General features: G+C 41.5%; 21 protein-coding genes. 19 read left to right on the forward strand and 2 right to left on the reverse strand.

Annotation, left to right across the window (positions count from 1 at the left end):
• Positions 1–160 precede the first annotated feature (160 nt).
• The 17 genes from Ga0466249_RS22335 (at position 161) to Ga0466249_RS22415 (ending at position 17,900) form a co-directional block, all read left to right on the forward strand.
• Positions 161–940, forward strand: coding sequence for an ABC transporter ATP-binding protein (locus Ga0466249_RS22335; RefSeq protein WP_215831713.1), 780 nt, complete (start codon positions 161–163; stop codon positions 938–940).
• The gene (locus Ga0466249_RS22340; RefSeq protein WP_215831714.1) at positions 937–3,342 is read left to right on the forward strand and encodes an ABC transporter permease; all 2,406 of its coding nucleotides are present in this window, start codon (positions 937–939) and stop codon (positions 3,340–3,342) included. Before Ga0466249_RS22335 ends, Ga0466249_RS22340 begins: the two co-directional genes overlap by 4 nt.
• Positions 3,335–4,420: an HlyD family secretion protein gene (locus Ga0466249_RS22345; protein WP_215831715.1), complete on the forward strand. Its 1,086-nt coding sequence runs from the start codon at positions 3,335–3,337 to the stop codon at positions 4,418–4,420. The genes Ga0466249_RS22340 and Ga0466249_RS22345 overlap by 8 nt, the downstream gene beginning before the upstream one ends.
• 886 nt (positions 4,421–5,306) lie before the next feature.
• The gene (locus Ga0466249_RS22350; protein ID WP_215831716.1) at positions 5,307–6,413 is read left to right on the forward strand and encodes an ABC transporter substrate-binding protein; all 1,107 of its coding nucleotides are present in this window, start codon (positions 5,307–5,309) and stop codon (positions 6,411–6,413) included.
• A 76-nt stretch (positions 6,414–6,489) separates the two neighbouring features.
• On the forward strand, positions 6,490–7,494 hold the full coding sequence (locus Ga0466249_RS27595; protein WP_215831717.1) for a methyltransferase: 1,005 nt from the start codon (positions 6,490–6,492) through the stop codon (positions 7,492–7,494).
• Between the two features lie 35 nt (positions 7,495–7,529).
• Positions 7,530–8,546, forward strand: coding sequence for a FecCD family ABC transporter permease (locus Ga0466249_RS22360; RefSeq protein WP_215831718.1), 1,017 nt, complete (start codon positions 7,530–7,532; stop codon positions 8,544–8,546).
• A 28-nt stretch (positions 8,547–8,574) separates the two neighbouring features.
• Positions 8,575–9,414, forward strand: a complete 840-nt coding sequence (locus Ga0466249_RS22365) for an ABC transporter ATP-binding protein (RefSeq protein WP_215831719.1) — start codon at positions 8,575–8,577, stop codon at positions 9,412–9,414.
• 40 nt (positions 9,415–9,454) lie between these two features.
• Positions 9,455–10,057: a TonB-dependent receptor plug domain-containing protein gene (locus Ga0466249_RS22370; protein WP_215831720.1), complete on the forward strand. Its 603-nt coding sequence runs from the start codon at positions 9,455–9,457 to the stop codon at positions 10,055–10,057.
• Between the two features lie 222 nt (positions 10,058–10,279).
• Positions 10,280–10,915, forward strand: a complete 636-nt coding sequence (locus Ga0466249_RS22375) for a MotA/TolQ/ExbB proton channel family protein (protein ID WP_215831721.1) — start codon at positions 10,280–10,282, stop codon at positions 10,913–10,915.
• Positions 10,902–11,312, forward strand: coding sequence for an ExbD/TolR family protein (locus Ga0466249_RS22380; RefSeq protein ID WP_215831722.1), 411 nt, complete (start codon positions 10,902–10,904; stop codon positions 11,310–11,312). Before Ga0466249_RS22375 ends, Ga0466249_RS22380 begins: the two co-directional genes overlap by 14 nt.
• A 5-nt stretch (positions 11,313–11,317) precedes the next feature.
• Positions 11,318–12,040, forward strand: a complete 723-nt coding sequence (locus Ga0466249_RS22385) for an energy transducer TonB (RefSeq protein WP_215831723.1) — start codon at positions 11,318–11,320, stop codon at positions 12,038–12,040.
• Between the two features lie 106 nt (positions 12,041–12,146).
• The gene (locus Ga0466249_RS22390) at positions 12,147–12,656 is read left to right on the forward strand and encodes a substrate-binding domain-containing protein (RefSeq protein WP_215831724.1); all 510 of its coding nucleotides are present in this window, start codon (positions 12,147–12,149) and stop codon (positions 12,654–12,656) included.
• Positions 12,657–12,659: 3 nt separating this feature from the next.
• Positions 12,660–14,672, forward strand: a complete 2,013-nt coding sequence (locus tag Ga0466249_RS22395) for a TonB-dependent receptor plug domain-containing protein (protein WP_215831725.1) — start codon at positions 12,660–12,662, stop codon at positions 14,670–14,672.
• Positions 14,673–14,792: 120 nt separating this feature from the next.
• Entirely contained in the window at positions 14,793–15,485 is a 693-nt protein-coding gene (locus Ga0466249_RS22400) for a GTP-binding protein (protein ID WP_215831726.1), read from the forward strand.
• Positions 15,482–16,504, forward strand: coding sequence for an ATP-binding cassette domain-containing protein (locus Ga0466249_RS22405; protein WP_246588969.1), 1,023 nt, complete (start codon positions 15,482–15,484; stop codon positions 16,502–16,504). The genes Ga0466249_RS22400 and Ga0466249_RS22405 overlap by 4 nt, the downstream gene beginning before the upstream one ends.
• Before the next feature lie 15 nt (positions 16,505–16,519).
• Positions 16,520–17,275 (forward strand): DUF364 domain-containing protein, encoded by a 756-nt coding sequence (locus Ga0466249_RS22410; protein ID WP_215831727.1) that lies wholly within the window; start codon positions 16,520–16,522, stop codon positions 17,273–17,275.
• A gap of 58 nt (positions 17,276–17,333) precedes the next feature.
• Positions 17,334–17,900 (forward strand): nucleoside-triphosphatase, encoded by a 567-nt coding sequence (locus tag Ga0466249_RS22415; protein ID WP_215831728.1) that lies wholly within the window; start codon positions 17,334–17,336, stop codon positions 17,898–17,900.
• 264 nt (positions 17,901–18,164) lie between these two features.
• Here Ga0466249_RS22415 and Ga0466249_RS22420 read toward each other — a convergent pair whose 3' ends face one another.
• On the reverse strand, positions 18,165–19,457 hold the full coding sequence (locus Ga0466249_RS22420; protein WP_215831729.1) for an MFS transporter: 1,293 nt from the start codon (positions 19,455–19,457) through the stop codon (positions 18,165–18,167).
• A gap of 352 nt (positions 19,458–19,809) precedes the next feature.
• Complete coding sequence (locus tag Ga0466249_RS22425) at positions 19,810–20,703, reverse strand: LysR family transcriptional regulator (RefSeq protein WP_215831730.1); 894 nt, start codon at positions 20,701–20,703, stop codon at positions 19,810–19,812.
• Between the two features lie 250 nt (positions 20,704–20,953).
• On the opposite strand from Ga0466249_RS22425, the gene Ga0466249_RS22430 reads away from it, so the two are divergent.
• Together Ga0466249_RS22430 and Ga0466249_RS22435 are read left to right on the forward strand one after the other, a co-directional pair.
• Positions 20,954–21,532, forward strand: a complete 579-nt coding sequence (locus tag Ga0466249_RS22430; RefSeq protein WP_246588970.1) for a DJ-1/PfpI family protein — start codon at positions 20,954–20,956, stop codon at positions 21,530–21,532.
• Positions 21,533–21,841: 309 nt separating this feature from the next.
• Complete coding sequence (locus Ga0466249_RS22435) at positions 21,842–22,672, forward strand: helix-turn-helix domain-containing protein (protein WP_215831732.1); 831 nt, start codon at positions 21,842–21,844, stop codon at positions 22,670–22,672.
• Positions 22,673–22,826: the final 154 nt, after the last annotated feature.

The following is a 22,826-nucleotide window of genomic DNA, read 5'->3' on the forward strand; positions in this document are numbered from 1 at the left end:
GAAAATGCACCTCGTTGTTCATAGTGACATTTTCTCACGATAGTCTACATAGTGACATTATCACAAGTTAAACACATTAGAAATGGATATGTTTTCAATTTGAAAAACTTTTGTGTTATAATATGGAATAAAATATAATTTTCAGGAAAATGAGGTTTTTATGTATAAAAAGTTTCTTAGCTTTTTTTATAAAACTAATAAAACGGCAAAGGAGAGCAAACTTCTAAGTCATGACAGGCAGAATAAACATCTAATTGAATTGTGTCAGATAGAGAAGATTTATCATACAGATGCAGGGGATTTTACGGCGCTGCGGGGTGTGGATTTACAGGTGAATGCAGGAGAATTTTTGGCTATTATTGGTAAGTCGGGCAGCGGAAAATCCACAATCTTAAATATGATTACAGGCGTTGATCGTCCCACATCTGGTGAAGTAATGATAAATGGTACGGCGGTACATGCCATGAAAGAAAACCAGCTGGCAGTGTGGCGTGGGCGCAATATTGGTATTGTATTTCAATTCTTTCAATTACTCCCCACTTTGTCTGTATTAGAGAATATCATGTTGCCGATGGATTTTTGCAATATGTATAGACCTATTGAACGTCAGGAACGGGCGATGTCGTTATTAGAAATGGTCGAAATGACTGCAAAGGCAAATAAACTGCCGACAGAGCTTTCTGGCGGTCAGCAGCAAAGGGTGGCGATTGTACGTGCGCTGGCTAATGATCCGCCGATTATTGTAGCCGATGAGCCAACGGGAAATCTCGACTCTAAAACGGCGGATGCCATTTTTAATTTGTTTGATGAGTTGGTTAGCCGTGGCAAGACTATTTTAATGGTTACACATGATAGTGATATACAGAGACGTGTCAGGCGGACGATTACAGTGGCAGATGGTGAAATCGTGCATCAAACTGCAGGCGGAAGCCCATTATGATGATTGGCGTGCGGTGGCGCAAAGTTCTGAGGGACCTGTCAACGAATAAGATTCGCACGATGTTGGTAGTGCTATCCATAGCAGTCGGTGTTTTTGCCATAGGAATGGTGGCAGGTACCTATGAGATTATATCGCGGGATTTGAGCAGTAGTTACAAAGCCGTGAATCCGGCTATGGCAACCATTTATTCCAGTACATTTAAGGAAGAATTTGTAGAAACCATACGTAAAATCAAAGGTGTGACAGGGGCTGAAGGACGGCGCACTCTATCCATGCGCGTAAAGGTGGCGCCTGATAAATGGCAAAAGCTAGAATTGTCTGTAATTCCCGATTATAAGGATATTCATATCAATAAACTCAAATTGATTAGCGGTTCGTGGCCACCGCCAGAACGACAAATGCTGATTGAACGCAGCGGATTGGATGATCTAAAGGTAGGTGTGGGTGAAAACGTAGAAGTTGAAAGTCCGGATGGCAAAAAACGCAGTCTGCGTATTGCGGGAGTTGTTCATGATATTAATCAGAGCCCTACTGCTTTTTCGGGCAGAATCTATGGATATATCACTCTTGATACATTAGATGCATTAGGGCTGACAAGGGATTTAGATACGGTTAACATTACGGTTGAAGGGAATCCGCCTTCGGAAGAATATATCGCTCAAGTTGGGCAGACGGTATGGGATAAGATTGAAAAAAGTGGACGTAAAGTTTTCTGGATGTACAAAAATAAACCGGGTGAGCATCCGGCCCAATCCACGATAGATGCTTTATTGATGACTCTCGGTGGTATGGGGATATTGTCTTTGGTATTAAGCGGATTTTTGCTTGTGAATACCATTTCTTCTCTCTTGACTCAGCAGGTCAGGCAAATTGGTGTGATGAAGGCGATTGGTGCTTCGACCAATCAGATTATCAGAATGTATATTATGTATGTAATTATTTATAGCCTGTTAGCATTGGTGATAGCCGTGCCCCTCGGTATTTTGGCAGCCGGAACAGTATCGAAATTTATCGCTAGTTATATAAATTTTGATGTTACAGGCCTAGCCATTTCGTATCCGGTATTACTTGCCGAAGTAACCGCAGGTGTGCTGATTCCAGTACTGGCAGCATTATACCCGGTCATCAGTGGGGCGAGGATTACGGTACGGGAAGCAATCAATTCTTATGGAGTAGGCAGTGCAGGCGGTATAGGTAGCGGGATGATTGATCATATTACAAGACGGATCAAGGGCGTGTCTCGTCCAACTCTTTTATCCTTTAGAAATACGTTTCGTCGTAAAGGGCGTTTGGCACTCACTTTGATTACTCTAACTGCCAGTGGGGTTATTTTTATCTCTATATTCAGCGTAAGGGAATCCATGATGCTAACATTAGATGATGCGCTGGATTACTTCAAATATGATATAGAAATGGATGTTAAGAATTGGTCTAGAGTAGAACAGCTTGAACAAGTAGCTATGGATGTACCAGGGGTCTCAAAAGCGGAAAGTTGGAGTTTTGATGGTGCAAGATTGCTGAAAAGCGATGAGAGGGAAAGCGAAAGTACAAATATCTTGATCATGGCACCGCCAAGCGGGACACAGATGCTTAAGCCCATTGTTCTGCAAGGACGGTGGCTTGTACCTGAAGATGAAAATGGGATTGTGATTAATACGGATGTTTTGAAAGATCATCCAAATGTAAAGGTAGGCGACCGATTGTCAATTAAACTAAGTAAGTCTGAGAAGCAGAAGACCTACTGGACGGTTGTGGGAATTGTTAGAGGAGTTATGGCAGGACCCTTCGTGTATGCTAACTACTCTTATTTTTCAAAGGTAATAGGCAAACCAGGGCAGGGTATTAATGTCTTTGCTGTCACAGAAAACCGTGATTCTGCTGCTCAAATGCAGGTCGCTAAAACACTGGAAAAGCATTTCAAAGATGTGGGAATACCGTTAAGTCGCGTACAGACTATGTCTGATACAAAATCACAAATCCAGTCTCAATTTAATGTAATTATTATATTTCTATTAGTGATGGCATTGATGCTCGCCATTGTCGGTGGCTTGGGGTTGATGGGAACTATGAGTATTAATGTGCTTGAGCGTACCCGTGAGATCGGCATCATGAGATCAATTGGTGCGTCCAATTGGGCGGTACGAAGAATATTTATTGTTGAAGGTGTGATGATTGGAATTCTGAGTTGGATGTTGGCGATGATCATTGCCATTCCCATCAGTAAACTATTTAGTAATCTGCTGGGAAATGCATTTATGCATGCTCCATTTAGTTTTGCTTTTTCTATTGGCGGCGCGATATTATGGCTCATAATCGTAATTGTTCTAGCTGCGGTAGCCAGCTTTTTGCCGGCCTGGAATGCTTCTCGGTTAAGCATCCGGGAGGTGTTGGCTTATGAATAACAATTTACAAAGGGGATCTTTGATGAAAGCAAATTTTAAAGTTAAAAAATGGATGGTCGTGGTATTAACGGTAGTTATCTTGGTGGCTGGCGGTGGATATTATGCTTTTCACCAAAGAACTACGCCAACTGAGCAACCGGTATTGCCACCAGTGAAGGCCAGTACTAAGGTAGTAGCCGAGGGGAAAGTGGTTCCGGCAAAATATTCGGTGCTCAGTTTTTCAGTAAGCGGTATCATATCGGAAGTGCTTGTAGCTGAGGGGGACAAGGTAGAGGCAGGGCAAGTTTTGGTTCGGCTGGATAGTCGGGAACTTAAAGCTAAATCGCAGAGTGACCTAGCGGACTTGGCTAAGGCTCGGGCGAGCTATAGTAAGACTAGCGCAGGACTTAGGCCACAGGAAATAATGATGAAGCAGGCAGTAATGGCACAGAATCGTGCTTCGAGTGAAGAAGCCAGAGCAAATTTTGAGCGTTCACAGCAACTTTTTGAACAGGGTGCTGTATCAAAGCAACAGTTGGATAAGGACAAGACCGCCTATCTAAAAGCGCAGGCCGAATTGCGGCAGGCGGAAGCTGATCTGGAAATGGCGAAAGACGGCTCAAGATTTGAAGATATTGCAATGACAGCGGCGGATGTGGATGTTGCCCAAGCAAAGCTGCACGGGACGCAGGAAAGTATTTTTCTTACAGAACTCCGCGCTCCTTTTAGCGGTACTATAGCGTCTATTGATCTTAAAGTAGGTGAGTTTGTTTCTATTGATCCGGCTAAACGTGATGAAAATGTAGAAATAACAGATAATGATAATATTCAATTAGCCGATTTATCGAAATGGCAGATTAAAACTACGGATTTGACCGAGATTAATATTGCCCGCATAAAAGAAGGTGCAGAGGTGAAGATTACCTTTGATGCTATTCCGGGACTTGAAATTCCAGGCAAGGTAACGCGTATCAGGCCCTTTGGTGAGAAAAAACGCGGCGATATGACCTATGCTGTATTTATTGAACCTCTTCGTATGGATGATCGGATGCGGTGGAATATGACTGCCTCGGTGTCTATTGAAGCAAGTGATGAATAATATTGGTTGGACAGAAGCGATTTCGCTATAGAAAAGATAAGTCGCCGCCCTTGAGGCAGCGGCTTATGTAAATATTATATTTTTATTAGGCAAAAGTAGAATCTGTTGTGATATTGCTTTTTTAGTAGCAGGTGTTGTCATCTTCTATTAGGCAGAATAACAAGATAATTATTACTATGATAATCCACAGCCTAGTGTTTCCGAGGCCAAAAAAACTACAATAGGAACCCAATTGGAACCCTCCTCTTTTTATAACGGTTGCTTAAGAATTATCTGCTAATATAGTTTATGCCGCAGTTCATGATTTGTTAAATTCGGCTTGGTAAAATTTTAAAAAATCGGCTCAAATAGAGCAGATGTAATTTAGACATAACTAATAGCCCCGCAAAAATATGCGAGGCTATTAGTTATGTAAATTACATTCTTAAGTTGACGACATTGCCTGCTATGCAGGTGGCTAACAACAGTTATATAAAAACTCACCAAAACTTTTATAATAGATCATGTTTAGGCCATTATTAAAAAGAAAGAATGAATTTATTAAGTCGCAAGATTCACGTTTTTTTAATTGTTTGAAAATAAAAAAATGTAAAAGAAGGTTTTTTTGTTTTGAAGTAGAAAAAACAAACATAACAAAACATGGCTGAACTAATTTGATATAACAATTATGTTTTAGTTTGTTTATGTTTGTTTATGCTGATGCAGCAAATATTTAATCTGAATATTAGAATACAAGGTATCCAAAAAATAAATGAATTACCTTACAATGACTAGCGAGGTGAAGTTGGTGGCCCCAAGAATTATTTTACACCGATGTCTGGCCTACGTTCCCAACGGGATATTCCTTTTGCAGAAGTTTCAATAGATTGTGCGAGGCGAGAGAAAGATGCAGATGAAAAATATCATTCAGGCAATTATTTGTATGGCCTTAATTTTCTCAATTGTTGGCTGTGCCGGCCAACACGACTTAGTTCAGCAGCTAGCGGCCGAAAGTTCCGTTAAACGGGCTATTACCGATATGGCTGGACGAACTGTGATGTTGCCGCAAAAGATTCATAAAATATATCCGGCATCACCGATTGGATCAGTTTTTGTATATACGATTGATCCGGAACTTTTAATCGGTTGGAGTTATCACATGGCTTCCGATGAGTCGAAATTTATTTTGCCAAATTACCGTAAATTACCTGTAGTAGGGGGCTGGTCAGCTCAAAATGCGACCGGAAATATTGAAGAAATTATGAGGCTCAAGCCGGATGTTATTTTAATAATGAAAACTCTTAACAACTCTGATGTTGCTGCTGCCGATGAGCTGCAAGATTTGACTCATATTCCAGTTGTGATCATTGATGGGGCTATTGAAAAAATGGACCAAGCGTATTTAATGGCTGGGACAGTGCTGGGGCAGGAAGAACGAACTAAAGAACTGGCGGCTTATTGCCGGGAAACGCTGGATACGATTGCCGCAGGGAAAAACGTGCTGGCCCAGCGCAGACCGGTAACTGTTTATTATGCTGAAGGGCATGACGGGCTCGAAAGTGAGCCAATGAATTCGGAGCATTCGCAAATCATTGAATTGGTTGGTGGTGTGAATGTAGTTGGGCAGGATATACCGGGTGGGATAAATTTTGGACGTACGCGTGTTTTGTTGGAACAAGTATTAATTTGGAATCCGGAAGTGATTTTAATTGGTTATTTCCGCGACGGAGAGAGCAGTAGTTTTCCGCAAATCATGGTATCAAAAGAATGGAAAGATATCCAGGCGGTCCGCAATCATCGAGTGTATGAAATACCAAATCATCCATTCAATTGGTTTGATCGCCCCCCAGCTATTAATCGGTTAATTGGAATAAAATGGGTTGCTAACTTGCTTTATCCTGATGTCTATCCTTTAGATCTGCGTGCGGAAGTTCAATATTTTTACACTCTTTTTTATCATTATCAACTTTCAGAAGAAGAAACGAAGGAATTGCTGGAGCGAACCCAGAATTAAGGTGACTCTTTTTGATCAGACATCAAAGTCTGGCAGGCAATGATTGCAGTTTGATGATTTTAAAGGGGGGAAGATAGTGACTGCACTTCAAAAAAGCCCGGATAAACTTTATTTACCCTTGCCGGTTAACTTTTCATCCCTCATGAATTTGACAATTCAGCGCCAAATTCATGACACTATTGCGGTTGCTCTTGAACTGGGGATATTTGAGCAGCTTAATACGTCTCAGTCGGCGCCGGAACTGGCGGCAGAGCTTAATCTCGATGCTGGATGCACTTTTTATGTGCTAAAGGTACTGGTTCAAGCCGGTTACGTAGCAGAAGAAGCAAATCAATTCGTGAATTTGCCTGTAGCCAATAATTTTTTGCGAAAAGAAAGCTATCTTTATTTAGGACATGAATTTATATTTTTGCCTTCAGAGCGTTCTTTTAGCGGCAGGCTGGCGATTCGGCTTCGAAATATTTCACCGGAACCGACGCTGCAAGCGAGGCCGGAACCTGACTGGAATCAGGAGCGGCTTAGGCAGCTTGGCGTATTTGGTTTGATGGGGTCCATTCAGAGTACAGTGAATGCCGTTGACTTGACTGATGCGCGAACCTTTCTTGATATTGGCGGTGGTCATGGTTTTTACAGTATTGCTTTTGCCCAAAAATACCCCCAGCTGCAGACGACCGTATTTGACTTGCCGCATATCGTATCGTTAGCCGAGCGATTCGCTCAGCAATTTGGTGTTGATGAGCAGGCTTTTTTTCGCGGCGGCAATTTCTTAAGTGATGATCTTGGTCAAGACTATGACGTAGTTTTATGTGCCAATGTTCTTCATGGTCATAAACGAAATATTCTTTTGTCGAAAGTCTGGCAAGCGCTGCGACCGGGAGGGAAGATTATTGTCAAGTGCCGTGTTGACGATTCGCCGGATAATCTTGAAAATGCGGTAACAAGATTAGTATGGCAAATTATTGGTGGGCGGGATTTATACAGTATTGGTCAATGGAAAGCTGATTTAATTCAACAGGGGTTTCACGATGTTACCCTGGTAAATCAATTTGGCATTTATGCGACAATTACCGGCTACCGTTAGGTTAGGTGTAAAAGATGGCCTCGGGAGGGAATTCTTTGAAAATTTCAATTCAATCGGTAAAATTGTTAGTGCTGTTACTTTTGTTACTGGTTGTCTTTTTCCTTTCATTTATGATTGGCCGCTATCCGCTCCCTTTGGATACGGTATTATCCATCTTGTTGTCAAAATTTTTTGTGCTGCCCGGTCATTGGATTGACAACATGGAAACGATAGTAATGAAAGTCCGCTTACCGCGGATTGCGGCGGCTGTACTGGTTGGTGGCGCCTTATCCGTTGCCGGCGCCACCTATCAAAATTTATTTCGTAATCCTTTGGTTTCTCCCGCCATTTTAGGTGTATCAGCCGGAGCCGGTTTTGGAGCAGCGTTGGGAATGGTTTTGCATTTTTCGTGGGCCTTTGTCCAAATGGGTGCATTTGCCATGGGGTTGGTTGCTGTAATATGTTCGGTAGGTATCAGTTACTTTTTCGGCAATAAGTTGATTGTCACTTTAGTGCTCGGTGGCATGGTTATGGCGGCGCTATTTCATGCTTTAATTTCTATTTTGATGTATTTAGCGGATCCGCTTGACACGTTGCCTTCCATAACTTTTTGGTTGATGGGGGGGATATCGAAGGTAACTTTGCATGATGTTTACTGGTCTTTGCCGCCGATTTTGATTTCTATTGCTGTTTTATATGCTATTCGCTGGCAAATTAATGTGATGAGTATGGGAGAAGAGGAAGCCTATACTCTGGGCGTTAATGTCAAATTTATTCGCATCTTAGTTTTATTTTGCGCAACGTTGATGACGGCGGCGGCCGTTAGTATTAGCGGTGTGATCGGTTGGGTGGGGCTTTTGATTCCTCATATGGCGCGGATGCTAGTTGGAGCAAACTTTCAGGTGTTGCTTCCGGCTTCCCTGTTGTTGGGCAGTACTTATCTTTTGTTAATGGATGATTTAGCTCGCAGCGTGGCATCAGTGGAAATACCGGTAGGAATACTCACTGCTCTGCTGGGTGCCCCATTTTTTATCTTTTTATTGGCCAGATCAAAGAAACAGTGGATAAATTGATGTGAAATCGTATTGAACTAAGGATGGTTTGAGCCAGAAAGAAGGGGTAGCTACGAATTTTCAAATCCAGAATATTTCTTGTGGCTATGGGGACAAAACCGTGATCGGCGGCATATCCTTTCATTTCAATTCCGGCGATTTATTGTGTTTGCTGGGGCCAAATGGTGTGGGTAAAACTACTTTTTTTAAGACTGTTTTGGGATTTCTTAGACCGCAAAAAGGCGAAATTTTGCTAGATGGTCAGACTATTGAACAATGGTCACATAAAAAATTTGCCATGCAGGTAGCTTATGTACCGCAGGCACATGTTGCCCCTTTTCCCTTTGATGTCATTGATGTAGTGATGATGGGGCGAACCGCTCATTTGGGGGCGCTGTCCTGCCCTGGGGACAACGATAGGAAAATAGCGGAGGAGGCCCTGGCTACCCTGGCAATATCACATCTTAAGAATCAGCCATATACCGAGATTAGTGGCGGAGAAAGGCAATTGGTATTGATTGCCCGGGCATTGACCCAAAAACCTAAATTTTTGATTATGGATGAACCGACAGCAAATCTTGACTTTGGTAATCAAATTAAAGTGATAAATCATATTAAAAGATTGGTTCAACAGCAGAATATGGGAGTAATGATGACAACGCACTTTCCAAATCAGGCATTTTATTGTGCAACGAAAGTAGTGGTGATGGGGAAAAAAAACAAAATTTCAGTTGGAACTCCGAATGAGGTAATTACGGAGAAATATTTGAAAGAAGTTTATGGTGTTGACGTGAAATTTGTTTATTCTGAGGAAGGGGGTTGTCAAACAAAATTTTGTATTCCCGTTGATCATTCAGGGCAATGGGATGTTGAGAAAACAATTGGATAATTTGAATTTCACTTGATAAACAACAATTATCATTTCTTATTTGGCAGTAGGTAGCTGTTTTTTCCTGGCACTACCGAGTTGTGTTTCTGCGGAGGAAGCACCGTCTGATACTACCCTTGAACCGCTGGTAGTTACTTCAACTCCATTAGAAAAATATCTGGTTACTACTAGTGTGATAACGGACAAGGATATTGAGGCTAAAGGAGCCCATAATCTGGCTGAAGCTTTAGAGGATGTTCCCGGTTTGAATTTACATCAGGGCGCTAAAGGCTATACAACTTTGGATATTCGTGGGAGTAGCATATCTTATACTAAAATATACATAGATGGTGTTTTCGTTGATCCGTTTGCCAAAATAAGTAGTTCAACAGGTGTAGATTTAAAAATGTTCCCAGTAGATAATATTGCCAAAATTGAAGTAATCAAAGGTCCTGCGCCTGTAACATATGGCACAGACGCTATTGGAGGAATTATTTTAATTACCACTATCTTTATAACGATAGGCTTTAACATCAAGCTACTAAGCCTGCTTCTGATAATCGGTCAGTCACGAAAACTGAAAATTATCTTCCTGGTTACCAAACCTTTGATTTTCAGATTAAATATAAAGCAAATGCTCAAACAGATTGGTATGTCCAAGTAAACAATATCTTTGATAAACAGTATGACGATGAATTATTCTGTCCGGCCGAGGGTCGAACAGTGATGGTCGGTATGAATTACACTTTTTAGATCGATGAGAGCCTCGGGGTGAAATTCCACGGGGCGACCTTTACAGTCTGAGAGATTTGTCCGATAAAAAATATTCATATTGTTAAGGATTTGCAAACAGCTTATTAAGGCTAATTGGTTATTGGAGGGAAAAATGGAATTCATTACACAAGGCTTTACCTTTTATCAAAAAGGCGGTTTTGCGATGTACTTGATTTTATTTTGTTCATTGGCTGTGGTTGTCATTGCTGTGGAACGGTTTGGCTATTATCGGGAAATGAAAGCCAAACAAGAAGGATTTATTGATAAAGTGACACCGATGATTGAAGGCCACAAATGGGAAGCAGCGTTAACTGTATGTGGCGAGACAGGAGGAGTTGTAGCGAATGTAACTGCTAAAGGAATCAAGTATTTTGCACAAGAATTGGCGGCCTATCAAACAGTGCTTGAAGGTGAAGTAGCGCTTGCTGTCGCGAAATTGAGTGAAAATTTAAATCATTTAGAATCCATTGTTACGGTTGCCCCTTTGTTGGGATTATTAGGAACGGTTATTGGGATGATCAATTCATTTAGTGTACTGAATATTAAAAGCGGACAGCCACTGGCGATCACCGGCGGTGTGGGCGAAGCGCTTGTTGCGACGGCTTCAGGACTTTGCGTAGCCATTTTATCCATGGCTGTGTACAGTTATTTTGCACATAAATTGGACCGGATTATTACCGATATGGAACAAATTTGTGTTTTGCTGGTTGCGCAATTGAAACGGGAGAAAAATTATGAGCATAAGTAATCTTCGCCGGAAACGGCAGCTGAAACTCATGATCATTCCAATGATTGACATTATATTTTTTCTGTTGATCTTTTTTATGATGAGCACGTTGTATATGGTGGATCAGCAGCTGATTCCGGTGACTCTACCACAGGCGCAATCAGCACAAAATGAAAAACCACGCAGTATTGCAATTACGGTGACGTCGGAAGGGAAAATTTTATTTGATAAAGAGGAAATTCCGTTGGCATTGTTGCAAAAATGGGTAAAAACTGAGTTGCATAAGCAAAACGATAGTGTATTTATTCTGCGCTCAGACAAGCAAGTAGAATACGGTAAAGTGATAGCGGTTTTAGATGAAATAAAACTGGCCGGTGCGCAGCGAATTTCAATCGCAACGGAGAGAAAGGGGAAATAGAGACGATGGCAAAGAGCAAACGCTGGCGCAAGGCAATGATTGCATCATTAGTGATTCATGCTTTGATATTAACCGGTGTCGGCTGGGTTGCATCTCGTTCCCTGGCTTTGCATGAGGTGACTGAGCAATATGTTGAATTAGATTTGTCGCAGGAGGCAGAAGATTTACCGCTGGCAGATAGTGTAGATTCCAGTACATCGGGTGGTGGATCGGCGTCGGCTGCTATGCCTCGGGCGATATCAACGGCTGTAGCTCCCTCTGTTTCTGCAGTTCCCAACGTTGTGGCGGCAACGAACAACTTATCGGTACTCTCGGCCGAAGTACCGAAAGCTGTCGGTGAGTCCGGCAGGGGAAACGCAGAGCAAAGTAGCGGCGGTTCTGGTCATGGGCAAGGGGGCGGTGGTTCTGGTCATGGACAAGGGGGCGGTGGGGTCGGCAGAGGGTCCGGGGGATATACGCATCCGGAGATTTTGTCACAAGTTACTCCGAAGTATCCGGAAAGTGCCCGGCGACAAGGAATAGAAGGCACAGTTGTGCTTAAAATACAAATACTGTCGAACGGACGTCCTGGATTTGTCTCAGCATACCATTCCAGTGGCAGTGATATGCTGGATGACGCTGCTGTGGAAGCGGTCCAGCAATGGCGATTCATTCCGGCGGAAGATAAAAGTACCGGTAAAGCGATTATCTGCGTTACAACGATGCCAGTGGTGTTTCGGTTGAATTAGAAAAAAACAAGACCAGCTAATTAAGTCTGTAGTCTCTGGAAACTTGCTTCTGGCGCGAAATTAATAAATTGACAAAAATAAAATATGTTTACGAGGGAGTATTATTATGAAAAAACGAGTATTATCCTTATTTTTGATTCTCAGCTTAATCCTGCTTGCCGGCTGCGGAGTCAATCAACAAAAAGCCCAAGATCAAAAGGTTACGCTAACTGTCTTGGGCGCAGGAAGTTTGACTGGGCCGTTTAAACAGGTAAATGATGCCTTTCAAAAAAAATATCCCAATGTAACCGTGCAGGATCAATATGGCGGTAGCGTCAAAGTTGTCAAACAAGTCACGGAATTAAACCAACCAGCCGATCTTGTCGCCGTAGCCGATTATACGGTAATTCCTAAACTTATGTTTGGCAATGACGGCAAAAAGGCGTATACCAATTGGTATATTGGTTTTGTCAGTAATGAGATGACTTTCGCCTATACTGATAAGAGCAAGGGGGCTGACAAAATAAACGAGGCCAACTGGTACAAAGTTCTTGCCGAAAACGGTATGCAAATCGGTCGCTCTAATCCCGATACCGATCCGTCGGGTTATAAATTTATTAGATTGAAAGGTGTGTAGAAAATGAAAAAAGATGGAAAGAAGAAAAAAAGGCAAACCGCTATATTATTAACTTGTCTGGCTTTAAGTTTTCCTGCAGCTAAAGGTGAGCTGGCTGCCGCCAATGATGACGAAAATTATGAGATGGATAAAATGGTCGTTACGGCCACTCCATTGGAGAAATATCTGGTTACCACCACTGTGATTACTGATAAAGATATTGAGGCCAAGGGGGCACGAAATTTAGCTGAAGTTTTGGAGGATGTGCCTGGACTGAACTTGCACAAGGGCAAAAAAGGCAATACTGCTGTCGACATCCGGGGTGTTACTTCATCTGATGTAAAAATATATATTGATGGTGTGTTAGTGGATCCGCTCGCTAAAATGACCAACAGCTCCGCGGTGGATATTTCCATGATTCCTGTGAATAATATCGCCAAAATTGAAGTGATTAAGGGGCCGGCCCCAGTTATTTATGGCACAGACGCCAAAGGGGGGATCATATTAATTACTACTAAAAGCGGCAACGCTTATCAGGGGGGGAACGTATCTCTTGCCGCCGGAACTTGGGGTACACGGAATGGCTCGTTTTCTTATGGCGGTGGTGACAAAAAATTTAATTATTATTTTGACGCAGGCTCTGAGCGTACTGACGGCTATCGGAGTTACGCCAAGGATACCCAATACTTTAATACGAAATTAAAATGGCAATTTGATAGGGATGCATCATTGATTTTTGTGGGAGGGTATTCGACAACAGATAAAGACTGCATGAACGCTGTTGATCCGGTTACCGGCAAGATGATAAGTTATAAAAGCGGTTTTTGGCCCGCGCTCAACAATTGGCAGTATCGCAACTGGGATAAAAGCAACTTGTCTTTGGATTATGCCAAGAAGGTCAATAAGAAACTGGATTATGATATCAAAGTTTACCGTTTTACCGAAAGCAATGACCTATGGGCCAATGGGGCAAATTATGATTCAACTGTAACTTATAAAAGTAGTTTTGGTTATAGTACATCCAGGTGGAATGCTAGCTACTGGGATAGCACATTAAACGGAGTGGAATTGGCAAGTAATTGGAAGCCAAACGGGATGCATACGATAACTTTTGGCATGCTGTATAATAATATTGACTGGAAAAAATCCGATTCGGTGCTTTCGAATCCTGATAATTATACTTGGGATGATTATAAAAACAAGCGTTATGGTTATTACGTACAGGACAATATTCTTGCCAATGACCGAACTACCGTTACACTTGGTATTCGCCATGACAGCAATGAAGTAACTTATGCTAACGGCAGTATCGATGGTTCAGCTACTAATCCGACCGTCAACACGACCTACAGGCTGGATGCCCGTAATACATTACGAATGTCTTATGGTCAGACCTACAGTTTTCCTAGTGCCGAGGCGCTTTTTGGTACGTCGGGTAATCCAAGTCTAAAACCGGAAAAAGCAAAAAACTATGAATTTGGACTAAAACATGAATTCAACCCAACCCTGGAGGGAGACATTGCTGTTTTTAAAAATGATATTACCGATAAAATTAACCGAATCAATAAAGCTTCTCTATACCAAAATCTTGAATCGGCCAAAATTAGGGGAATAGAACTTGAATTGGACAAAAAGTTCTCTGAAAGAGTGAAGGGATTTGTCAATTATACTTATTTAGATACCGCTTCTACAGATATGAATGGAGTTGTAACAGATCTTACGTATACTCCTAGAAACCACATAAACTATGGGGTGAACTACCAGGCTGATAAGGGGTATCGATTTAATCTTACTGGCCATTGGGTTGGAAGGCGATATACTGCTGACAGTACTGGCAGCGATACTCGATCAGGTAAGACCGTTTATTCCAATCTTTCCAGTTACAATGTAATGGACTTAAAAATAAGCCGCCAGGTAAATAAACAACAAGACTGGTATATCACCATATATAATATTTTCAACAAACAATACGAGGAAGAACTGTTTTATTCTGACCCAGGCAGATGGATGATGATAGGCACTAACTACAAATTCTAAGGTATTGGAATGGCCGGGACTTACTGACTAATGGCGACTAATTGGTCCAATGGGAGCATCCGTGTCATCTAACTAGTGTAAATAAGAATCAAAACAACTAAATTAGGAAGGAAGTTTGATATGAAACTTATAACCGTTGCCGGGCCGCCTTCTTCGGGAAAGACATCTGTTATTTTAAGGTTAATTGAATGTATGAATATGCCGAATGGCAGTATTGGCGTTGTAAAATTTGATTGTCTCACTTCCTTTGACAATCTGTGCTATGAGGAAGCAGGCATTCCTGTTCAGACAGGGTTTTCTGGGAAAATATGTCCCGACCACTATTTTGTTAGCAATATTGAAGATGCTGTCCAATGGGGTGAGCAGTCCGGTTTTAAACTGCTTATAACCGAAAGTGCCGGCCTCTGCAACCGCTGTTCTCCATACATTAACGGAATCCTTGCCATCTGTGTAATTGATAATTTGTCCGGAGTAAACACGCCACGCAAAATAGGTCCTATGATGAAATTCGCTGATATTGTGGTTGTAACAAAGAGCGATATCATTTCCCAAGCGGAGCGGGAAGTTTTTGCATTTAATATCAAGCAAGTGAATTCAATGGCAAAGATCGTATTTGTCAATGGCATCACGGGGCAGGGTGCATTTTTGCTGTCAAAATATTTGCAACAAGCTCGGGATATTCATACCCTCAGAGATATGAAACTGCGGTTCACAATTCCTACAGCGGTTTGCTCCTATTGCACAGGAGAAACAAAAATAGGAGAAGCCTATCAGATGGGAATGATGAAGAAAATGGAGTTTGAGAAAATATGATGGTGCAAGATTTTATGACTCTTATAAATAGCAGGTGCATTAAAGATTTATTACAGGATTATCCTATTGTTACAGACTTCCTTGCCAATTTCCGTTTGGACACCATTTCAAAGGAACTACCGATGTCTCAGGCTCTGGAGGAAGCGGATGATGAAGTCCTCGAAGAATTCGGCTTGGACAGAAATGAATTACTACAGAAATTTTGTATGTTTCTTGAAGCTTTTACTCAGACGGAAACTTCCTTCGATGCTGTCTCCTCCATAACGATTAATGGCGGTATGAACAAATCAAAAGAACTGGAAAATGTAAGCCTTACCATTTTTCCTGGAGAGATTATCAGTATTGTGGGTCCGACGGGATCAGGAAAGAGCAGATTGCTAAACGATATTGAATGCCTGGCTCAGAGAGATACTCCTACAGGCAGGCAAATACTGGTGAACGGAGCTGAGCTTGATGACCTTCGGCGTTTTGAGATGGATGGCAATCTGGTAGCACAACTCTCCCAAAATATGAATTTTGTCATGGATCTGACTGTCTATGAATTTTTGGAAATTCATGCCAAAAGCAGACTGACACCCAACGCCAATGAGACAGTGACAAAATGTTTTTTATGTGCAAATAACTTGGCAGGCGAAAAATTTTCTGAGAAGACAAAAGTGACCCAACTCAGCGGGGGACAATCCAGGGCCCTGATGATTGCGGACACCGTCTATATGAGTAGTTCCCCAATCGTCCTGATTGATGAAATCGAAAATGCCGGTATCGATAGGCGGCAGGCCATGGCTCTTTTAGCAAAAAACGAAAAGATTATCTTTGTTTCCACCCACGATCCTCTGCTGGCACTCATTGCCGATAAACGTATTATTATTAAAAATGGTGGGATAGATAAGGTCATCGAGACTTCTGACGAAGAAAGGGAAAGCCTTGTGGCCATTGAAAAGCTTGACAATACATTGCAGATACTCCGCAACTGTTTGCGTTCCGGTGAACTGATAACCGCTGAATTACTTAAGTTGTGAAAAGGAGAGTTTCACATGTGGGAAATCTATGATGCTTTGATCGAAGGAATCCCGAAAAATTTTATTACGGATGAGCTTATTTGCGGAAAACATGATTCCTATATCCGCAGCGGGAGCGGTTCTGGCATTGCCTCCTCTCGCCCTTACGAAACTAGAATGCCCATGTTTACCAAAAATCTTATTGGATTACCATTGAGGGACGTTGCAACTTGTGTGAAGTCATGGAACTTTATGGAAGCCTCGATTGGCGCAGCTGCAATTAATGCCTATTACAACAATCCCCAGGTGGCAAGAGATAATGGCGTGATGTTTTCTGATAGCAAGCGAGTAGAGGATAGAAAGTTTGATCCATTTATTATGTCTCAAAATGAAGTAAAGGGTAAAAAAGTGGCAGTTGTTGGACATTTCCCACACATTGAAAGCCTCTTCGAGCCGATTTGTGACTTTTCAATCATTGAATGGGACCCGGAGGATAGTGATTATCCTATGTCTGCCTGTGAATTTCTGCTTCCTGAATGTGACTATGTGTATCTAACTTGTACCTCCATTGTGGACAAGACCCTGCCAAGGCTCCTCGAACTGTCAAAAAACGCCAAATTGATTACCGTGGTCGGTCCCGGAACTCCCCTTGCTCCCGTGCTTTTCAATTATGGGATTGGAGATCTCTCTGGATTTATAATTAAAGACAATCTCCGCGCCTTAAGAATTGCAGCCGGTGCCGAAAAATTGAAAATAGCTACTGCTGGGCAAAAGGTTGCCTTTAAAAAGTGATGAGAGTAGATAATGAAATCAATGGGCATATTCAAAATCAAAGGGGATCTGTAAATAAATGCATATATTTCTGACAGGTGAAATACAAGTTGGGAAAAGCACGGTAATCGCCAAAACCCTTTCCCTATTGAAAATCCCTCCGGGGGGCTTTAAAACCTACTTCGGTCCTGACCGGGAATTACCTGACAAACTGTTATATATGAATTCTGCCACTGAACCAAAGATTTTCAGGAAAGAAAATGCTGTTGCACGTTTTTTTGAAGATAAGCCACCCCAGGTTTTAACGAGGAAATTTAACACTTACGGAGTTGAACTGATCAGGTCTGCCAGAGCCAGTTCAAACTTGATTTTGATGGATGAATGTGGCAGCCTAGAACAGGACGCTCTTGTTTTTCAAAAGGAAGTAATTGATACTCTGGATGGCAATATACCGGTTTTTGGTGTTATAAAACTGGCAAGCAAAGGTTGGACTGATCGAATCCGAAATCATCTAAATGTGAAGCTCATCATTGTTACTAAGGAAAATCGTGATGCTCTGCCCAAAATACTAGCCCATCAACTTGCTGTTGAAGCAGGTGATAAGAAGATTTTTGATGATTTAAACGACACTATAGATAAATTATAGAACGCGTTATCTTAAAATTTTCCTCAACCTGTGATTATTTTCAACAGCTCCGCTTGTGTAGTTAGCAGCAGTTTGGCATCAACAAGTCCAGAGATCACTTTGATCCGAATTTGTGGTAATTACCATTGAACCCACGGACATTTTCAAAGTGCAATCTGGACTGGCGGACAAAATTCGCAGGTGAATTTGTGCAAAAAAAGGCAGCCTCGCAAAAATATGCGAGGCTACTAGTGGTGTCTAAATTACATCTATTTCTCCGGTACTTTATCTGGATTCAGCAGCAGCTTCACTTATCATCGGAGAGTTGCTTGGGGCAATTTCTGTGTCTGGTTTTACAGCAAACCAGGCGGCAATGCCGATGACTGCAGTAAAAGCGGTGAAGACGATTGCTGACTGCCAGCCATAATTCGTAGCAATCCAAGCAGTAAAGATAGGTGCTAGTACGCCGCCGACATTTCCACAAAAGTTCATCCAGCCTGAAACAGAACCGGCAAATTTGCCACCAATATCGGTACAGGCAGCCCAGGAAGCGCTAAAAGTTAATCCAAGTGAACCGAGGGAAATAGTTAGCCAAAAGACATTGAGCCAGGGCGTGGAAGCCATGGCGCCAAGATAAAGCGCGATAAAGCAACTGGCTAAACCGGAGGCTCCCATCCAAGTGCGGGCTTTGTGTTTGGGTAATCCTGTTGCTACGAGTTTGTCACTAATAAAGGCAGCGGCAAATGTTACAATACAGATGGCGGCCCAGGGAAAGGCGGCTGCCATGCCCATCTTTTGCAAGGAGAATTGTTGGGCTTCCATCAGATAGAGCGGCAGCCAAGCCAGGAAAACGTACATGATATAGTCAGTAATGAAGTATTGAATTCCTATGGCCCAAAATTGAGGAGAGGTCATAAAATTCCGCCAAGGAGCCAGTTCCTTTTTTTTCTCCCTTGTATTATCCGCCCCTTCAATGTGAGCTAGTTCAGTTGCATTGACAAAACGACTGTCGCACGGGGAGGAGGCAGCGAGAAAATACCACGCAAAAGCGATTAAAGCTCCAACTGCACCGAAAATAACAAAAACTGATCGCCAGCCAAAAGCTAGCATCAGGAATACAGTGATAGCGGGACCGAAAACGGGACCAATAAAAGCACCACTTAGCATAAACGAGGATGCAAAGCCTTTTTCAGCGCGGTGAAACCAACGAGAGATACAGTTGGCCATAGCTGGGTAAACTGGTCCTTCTCCAAGACCGAATAAGCAACGGACAACAGCGAAGCTGGTAAAGGAAGTGGTCGTGGCAGTTAAAACGGTAAAGAGTGACCACCAGGCCACAGAGGCAGTGACTACGATGCGGTGACCGAGAAGTTCAGCCATAATTCCGCCCGGGATTTGCATGGCAGAATATCCAACAAAAAAGGCGGTTTGCATAAAGCCCATATCGATTTTAGTAAAGGCGAATTCGCCCATAATAGCGGGGGTAGCTACCGAAAGATTTACCCGATCCATATAAGAAATAAATCCAATCAGAAACATTAAGACTGCCAAGCACCATCGGAAATTTGTTTGTTTCATTTTTACATATCCTCCTTAAAATATCGGTGTTAAATAGAAATGATGAATGATGTCGGAATAATGAGATGAATTTACATTATTTATAGTGAATCGTAATCTGCTATCTATTATGACAAAACATGTGTATTTGGTCAATACCTTTCTGTGTAAAGTTGTAAACTTAATTCATGGCAAAATAAAAGGGCAGCCTTCGTCAATGAATTGACAGAGGTTGTCCTTGAATGAGGGGGGGATAAAATTTACATCCGGTTGATATTATTAAAATGGCACTACTATCAGAATATAATATAATAAACCCAATTAATTACGACAGTTTATAAGGCGGGTTGAGGCTTATTTTATGAATTTTTTGCTAGAAATAGGAGTTAATAAAAGTTTGGTCAACTGTCTTAATAAAGGCACGTAGTGCAGGCGAAAGCCACTTGTTTTTATGGTAGATTAGTTGCGTCATGTATAGTGGAAGAGGTAGATGGGGTTCTGCCACAGCCAGTTGGTTATTTTGAAGTTCTTTTTCAACAGTAAAACGAGGGAGCATTGAAATACCTAAGCCCAGCATAACTAACTGTTTAATAGACTCTATACTATTTACTTCCATGCTGGTGCGAGGTCGGACATTGGCTTTATCAAGCAGGGTTTCAATTGTTGCCCGATAGCTGCAACCTGGTTCGGTTAAAATTAGACATGTTTCACTCAGGTTCTGTGGTGAAATTATTTTTTTAGCAAAGGGATGATTTGGGGCGGTAATAAAAAGCATTGGTTCAAGCGACAAACATTTTACTATAAAATCTGGCTCTTCAATCTTGCGGTTAATGATTAGGGCAATATCTAACTCATTATTTCGAATACAATCGCGGATTTTACTGCAATTCTCAAATTTTAGAACAAGTTCTACTTTATCGTACTCATGACGATAAGTTTGTAATAGTGTTGGAATTCTATAAGTACTGAGTGATTCGGCTGTCCCAAGTATTATAGTTCCATGAGGAGTGCTTGAGGGTGTGACCGCTTCCTTCGCTTCATCAGCAAGTTTAATGATTTTTTCTGCATAGGTTTTAAAGGTTCTGCCTTCAGAAGTTAGATTGATTTTATGACCTAAGCGGTCGAAGAGTTTAATACCTAGGTGACTTTCCAGGTTTTTTATATGTGTGGTTACTGTAGATGGCGTATACCCAAGATGAGTGGCAGCTTGTATAAAGCTGCCCATTTTTGCAATGCAGAGGAAGGTTCTTAGTTGGCGTAAATCCATGCTTTATTCTCCTTGCGAATTCGAAATAATAGAACGTTTTATTTAAAATATTCAATTTTACGCTAGTTTAACTATATGATACTATGAAAGCATACATATTTCCATAACAGAAAGAAGGTGGTAGAACCGTAAAATGAGTATTACTCTTTTACAGATGTTGTAGGCAGGAAGTTGTTATTGTTTGAAATAGTTGTATTTAATTATAGTAATTGTAACTTAAGATTTATCCTTTATGAACAGAGGAGGTTCAATGAAAATATTATTGTTTGTGGCGAAAGGATTTGAAACCATGGAATTCAGCGCTTTTGTTGATATCATGGGATGGGCACGAACCGACTATGGCTATGGTGTGCCGGTTATCACCTGCGGTTTTCAAAAAGAGGTAACAAGCACTTTTAGCATTACAGTCATCGTTGATAAAATAATTGATGAAATAAATGTTGACGATTATGATGCGTTGGCAATTCCGGGAGGTTTTGAGGAATTTGGATTTTACGAAGAAGCCTACGATGAACGATTTTTGAATCTTATCCGTGAGTTTGATAAACAAGGCAAAATAATTGCTGCAATTTGCGTAGCGGCGCTGCCCTTGGGTAAAAGCGGGGTGTTAACAGGACGAAAAGCCACGACCTATCATTTGCGGGACGCATACCGTCAAAAGCAGTTGAAAGAATTTGATGTTGATGTGGTAAATGAGCCTATCGTCGTGGATAAAAACATTATTACCTCCTATTGTCCTGAAACCGCTCCAGAAGTAGCATTTAAACTTCTGGAGAAGCTGACCTCCACAGAAAAAATGATAATTGTAAAACATGCAATGGGATTTTAGATAAATAGGCAGTATTGAATTCTTGTTAGCTGATAATGAGTTCTTGCAGGTCATTGGTGCTATGTACATTAAAGAAATACTTTCCGCTTAAGATTAGTCGGGACAGAACTGCAATATTGTAACAATGAAAAGGGATCATCCGCCTTGTAAAATGAGGGGGGATTCCTTTTTTTACGGTTTATGGTAATAATTCAACTCCTAGTTGAATTCTCTAGATGTGTTTGCAACTACTGTTTGGTGGACTTTAACAATAGACAAAGATACAATGACATTGTCAGTGCTGATATTATTGGAAAGGGAAGAGAAATTATGCTTAACGATAACGAGATTGGGCAACGTATTGCCTTATTGCGAAAAGAAAGAGGATATACGCAAGAACAAATTAGCTTCATTTTGAATGTCACTCCGCAAGCAGTTTCTAAATGGGAAAAAGGTAATGCTTTGCCAGATACCTCATTGCTGCCGCTCTTAGCAAAGACGCTCGGGGTATCAATTGATCGTTTACTGACAGGGGGGAGCATAATGGAAAAAACAAGCCCGTATGATGGGGAATATAAAAAGCAGGAATATTATTGGGGACTACAGCATTCTTTGCTTGCTGAGCAAATTGTAGAGATCATGCAAGATGTAGCCAACAAACGTTTATTAGATATTGGTAGCGGAGAAGGGCGTGATGCCATTTATTTTGCCAAATGCGGTTTTCAGGTAGATGCGTTGGAAATCTCAACTCCTGGTATAGAAAAAATCAGGCAATATAGTCAGTTATCAGGCTATGAGGTTAATATTCTTCATACCGATATGATCGGATATGAACTCAAGGCTTCTTATGACGTAATTTATTCTCATGGTTCACTTCAATTTCTGCCATTGGATCAACGGCAAAATCATTTTGAAAAATATAAGCGACATACACGAGTTGGTGGACTTAACGCACATTTGATCTTTGTTGAAAAGCCGTTTGTTAAGGTTGCTCCTGACTGGGAAAAGGGTGAGCTTTTCTATCTATCTGGTGATTTAGCTAGGTATTACCACGACTGGGAGATACTTCGGTGTGAAGAGCAAATTATAGACTGCAACTCGGCCGGTATACCCCACCAACATGCGGTATATAGCATAATCGCTAGAAAAATAGAAGCATAATTATATTATTGATGTTTCAATGGATTCAGACTGATTCTGACTTATGCTTTAAATGACATTGGTCAAATTATTGACTAATGCCATTTTTCAATTCGATTATACCGCGTGGCATGTTATGGAAGTAGATAAGAAGAGAAGCAAAGACATATAACGT

It is taken from the genome of Pelorhabdus rhamnosifermentans (genome assembly GCF_018835585.1).
Lineage (GTDB): Bacteria > Bacillota > Negativicutes > UMGS1260 > UMGS1260 > Pelorhabdus > Pelorhabdus rhamnosifermentans.

Coding starts and splice junctions, on each gene's coding strand:
- Ga0466249_RS22335 (WP_215831713.1), top strand. CDS start 161: ATGTATAAAAAGTTTCTTAGCTTTTTTTATAAAACTAATAAAACGGCA.
- Ga0466249_RS22340 (WP_215831714.1), top strand. CDS start 937: ATGATGATTGGCGTGCGGTGGCGCAAAGTTCTGAGGGACCTGTCAACG.
- Ga0466249_RS22345 (WP_215831715.1), top strand. CDS start 3,335: ATGAATAACAATTTACAAAGGGGATCTTTGATGAAAGCAAATTTTAAA.
- Ga0466249_RS22350 (WP_215831716.1), top strand. CDS start 5,307: ATGCAGATGAAAAATATCATTCAGGCAATTATTTGTATGGCCTTAATT.
- Ga0466249_RS22375 (WP_215831721.1), top strand. CDS start 10,280: ATGGAATTCATTACACAAGGCTTTACCTTTTATCAAAAAGGCGGTTTT.
- Ga0466249_RS22380 (WP_215831722.1), top strand. CDS start 10,902: ATGAGCATAAGTAATCTTCGCCGGAAACGGCAGCTGAAACTCATGATC.
- Ga0466249_RS22385 (WP_215831723.1), top strand. CDS start 11,318: ATGGCAAAGAGCAAACGCTGGCGCAAGGCAATGATTGCATCATTAGTG.
- Ga0466249_RS22390 (WP_215831724.1), top strand. CDS start 12,147: ATGAAAAAACGAGTATTATCCTTATTTTTGATTCTCAGCTTAATCCTG.
- Ga0466249_RS22395 (WP_215831725.1), top strand. CDS start 12,660: ATGAAAAAAGATGGAAAGAAGAAAAAAAGGCAAACCGCTATATTATTA.
- Ga0466249_RS22400 (WP_215831726.1), top strand. CDS start 14,793: ATGAAACTTATAACCGTTGCCGGGCCGCCTTCTTCGGGAAAGACATCT.
- Ga0466249_RS22405 (WP_246588969.1), top strand. CDS start 15,482: ATGATGGTGCAAGATTTTATGACTCTTATAAATAGCAGGTGCATTAAA.
- Ga0466249_RS22410 (WP_215831727.1), top strand. CDS start 16,520: ATGTGGGAAATCTATGATGCTTTGATCGAAGGAATCCCGAAAAATTTT.
- Ga0466249_RS22415 (WP_215831728.1), top strand. CDS start 17,334: ATGCATATATTTCTGACAGGTGAAATACAAGTTGGGAAAAGCACGGTA.
- Ga0466249_RS22420 (WP_215831729.1), bottom strand. CDS start 19,457: ATGAAACAAACAAATTTCCGATGGTGCTTGGCAGTCTTAATGTTTCTG.
- Ga0466249_RS22425 (WP_215831730.1), bottom strand. CDS start 20,703: ATGGATTTACGCCAACTAAGAACCTTCCTCTGCATTGCAAAAATGGGC.
- Ga0466249_RS22430 (WP_246588970.1), top strand. CDS start 20,954: ATGAAAATATTATTGTTTGTGGCGAAAGGATTTGAAACCATGGAATTC.
- Ga0466249_RS22435 (WP_215831732.1), top strand. CDS start 21,842: ATGCTTAACGATAACGAGATTGGGCAACGTATTGCCTTATTGCGAAAA.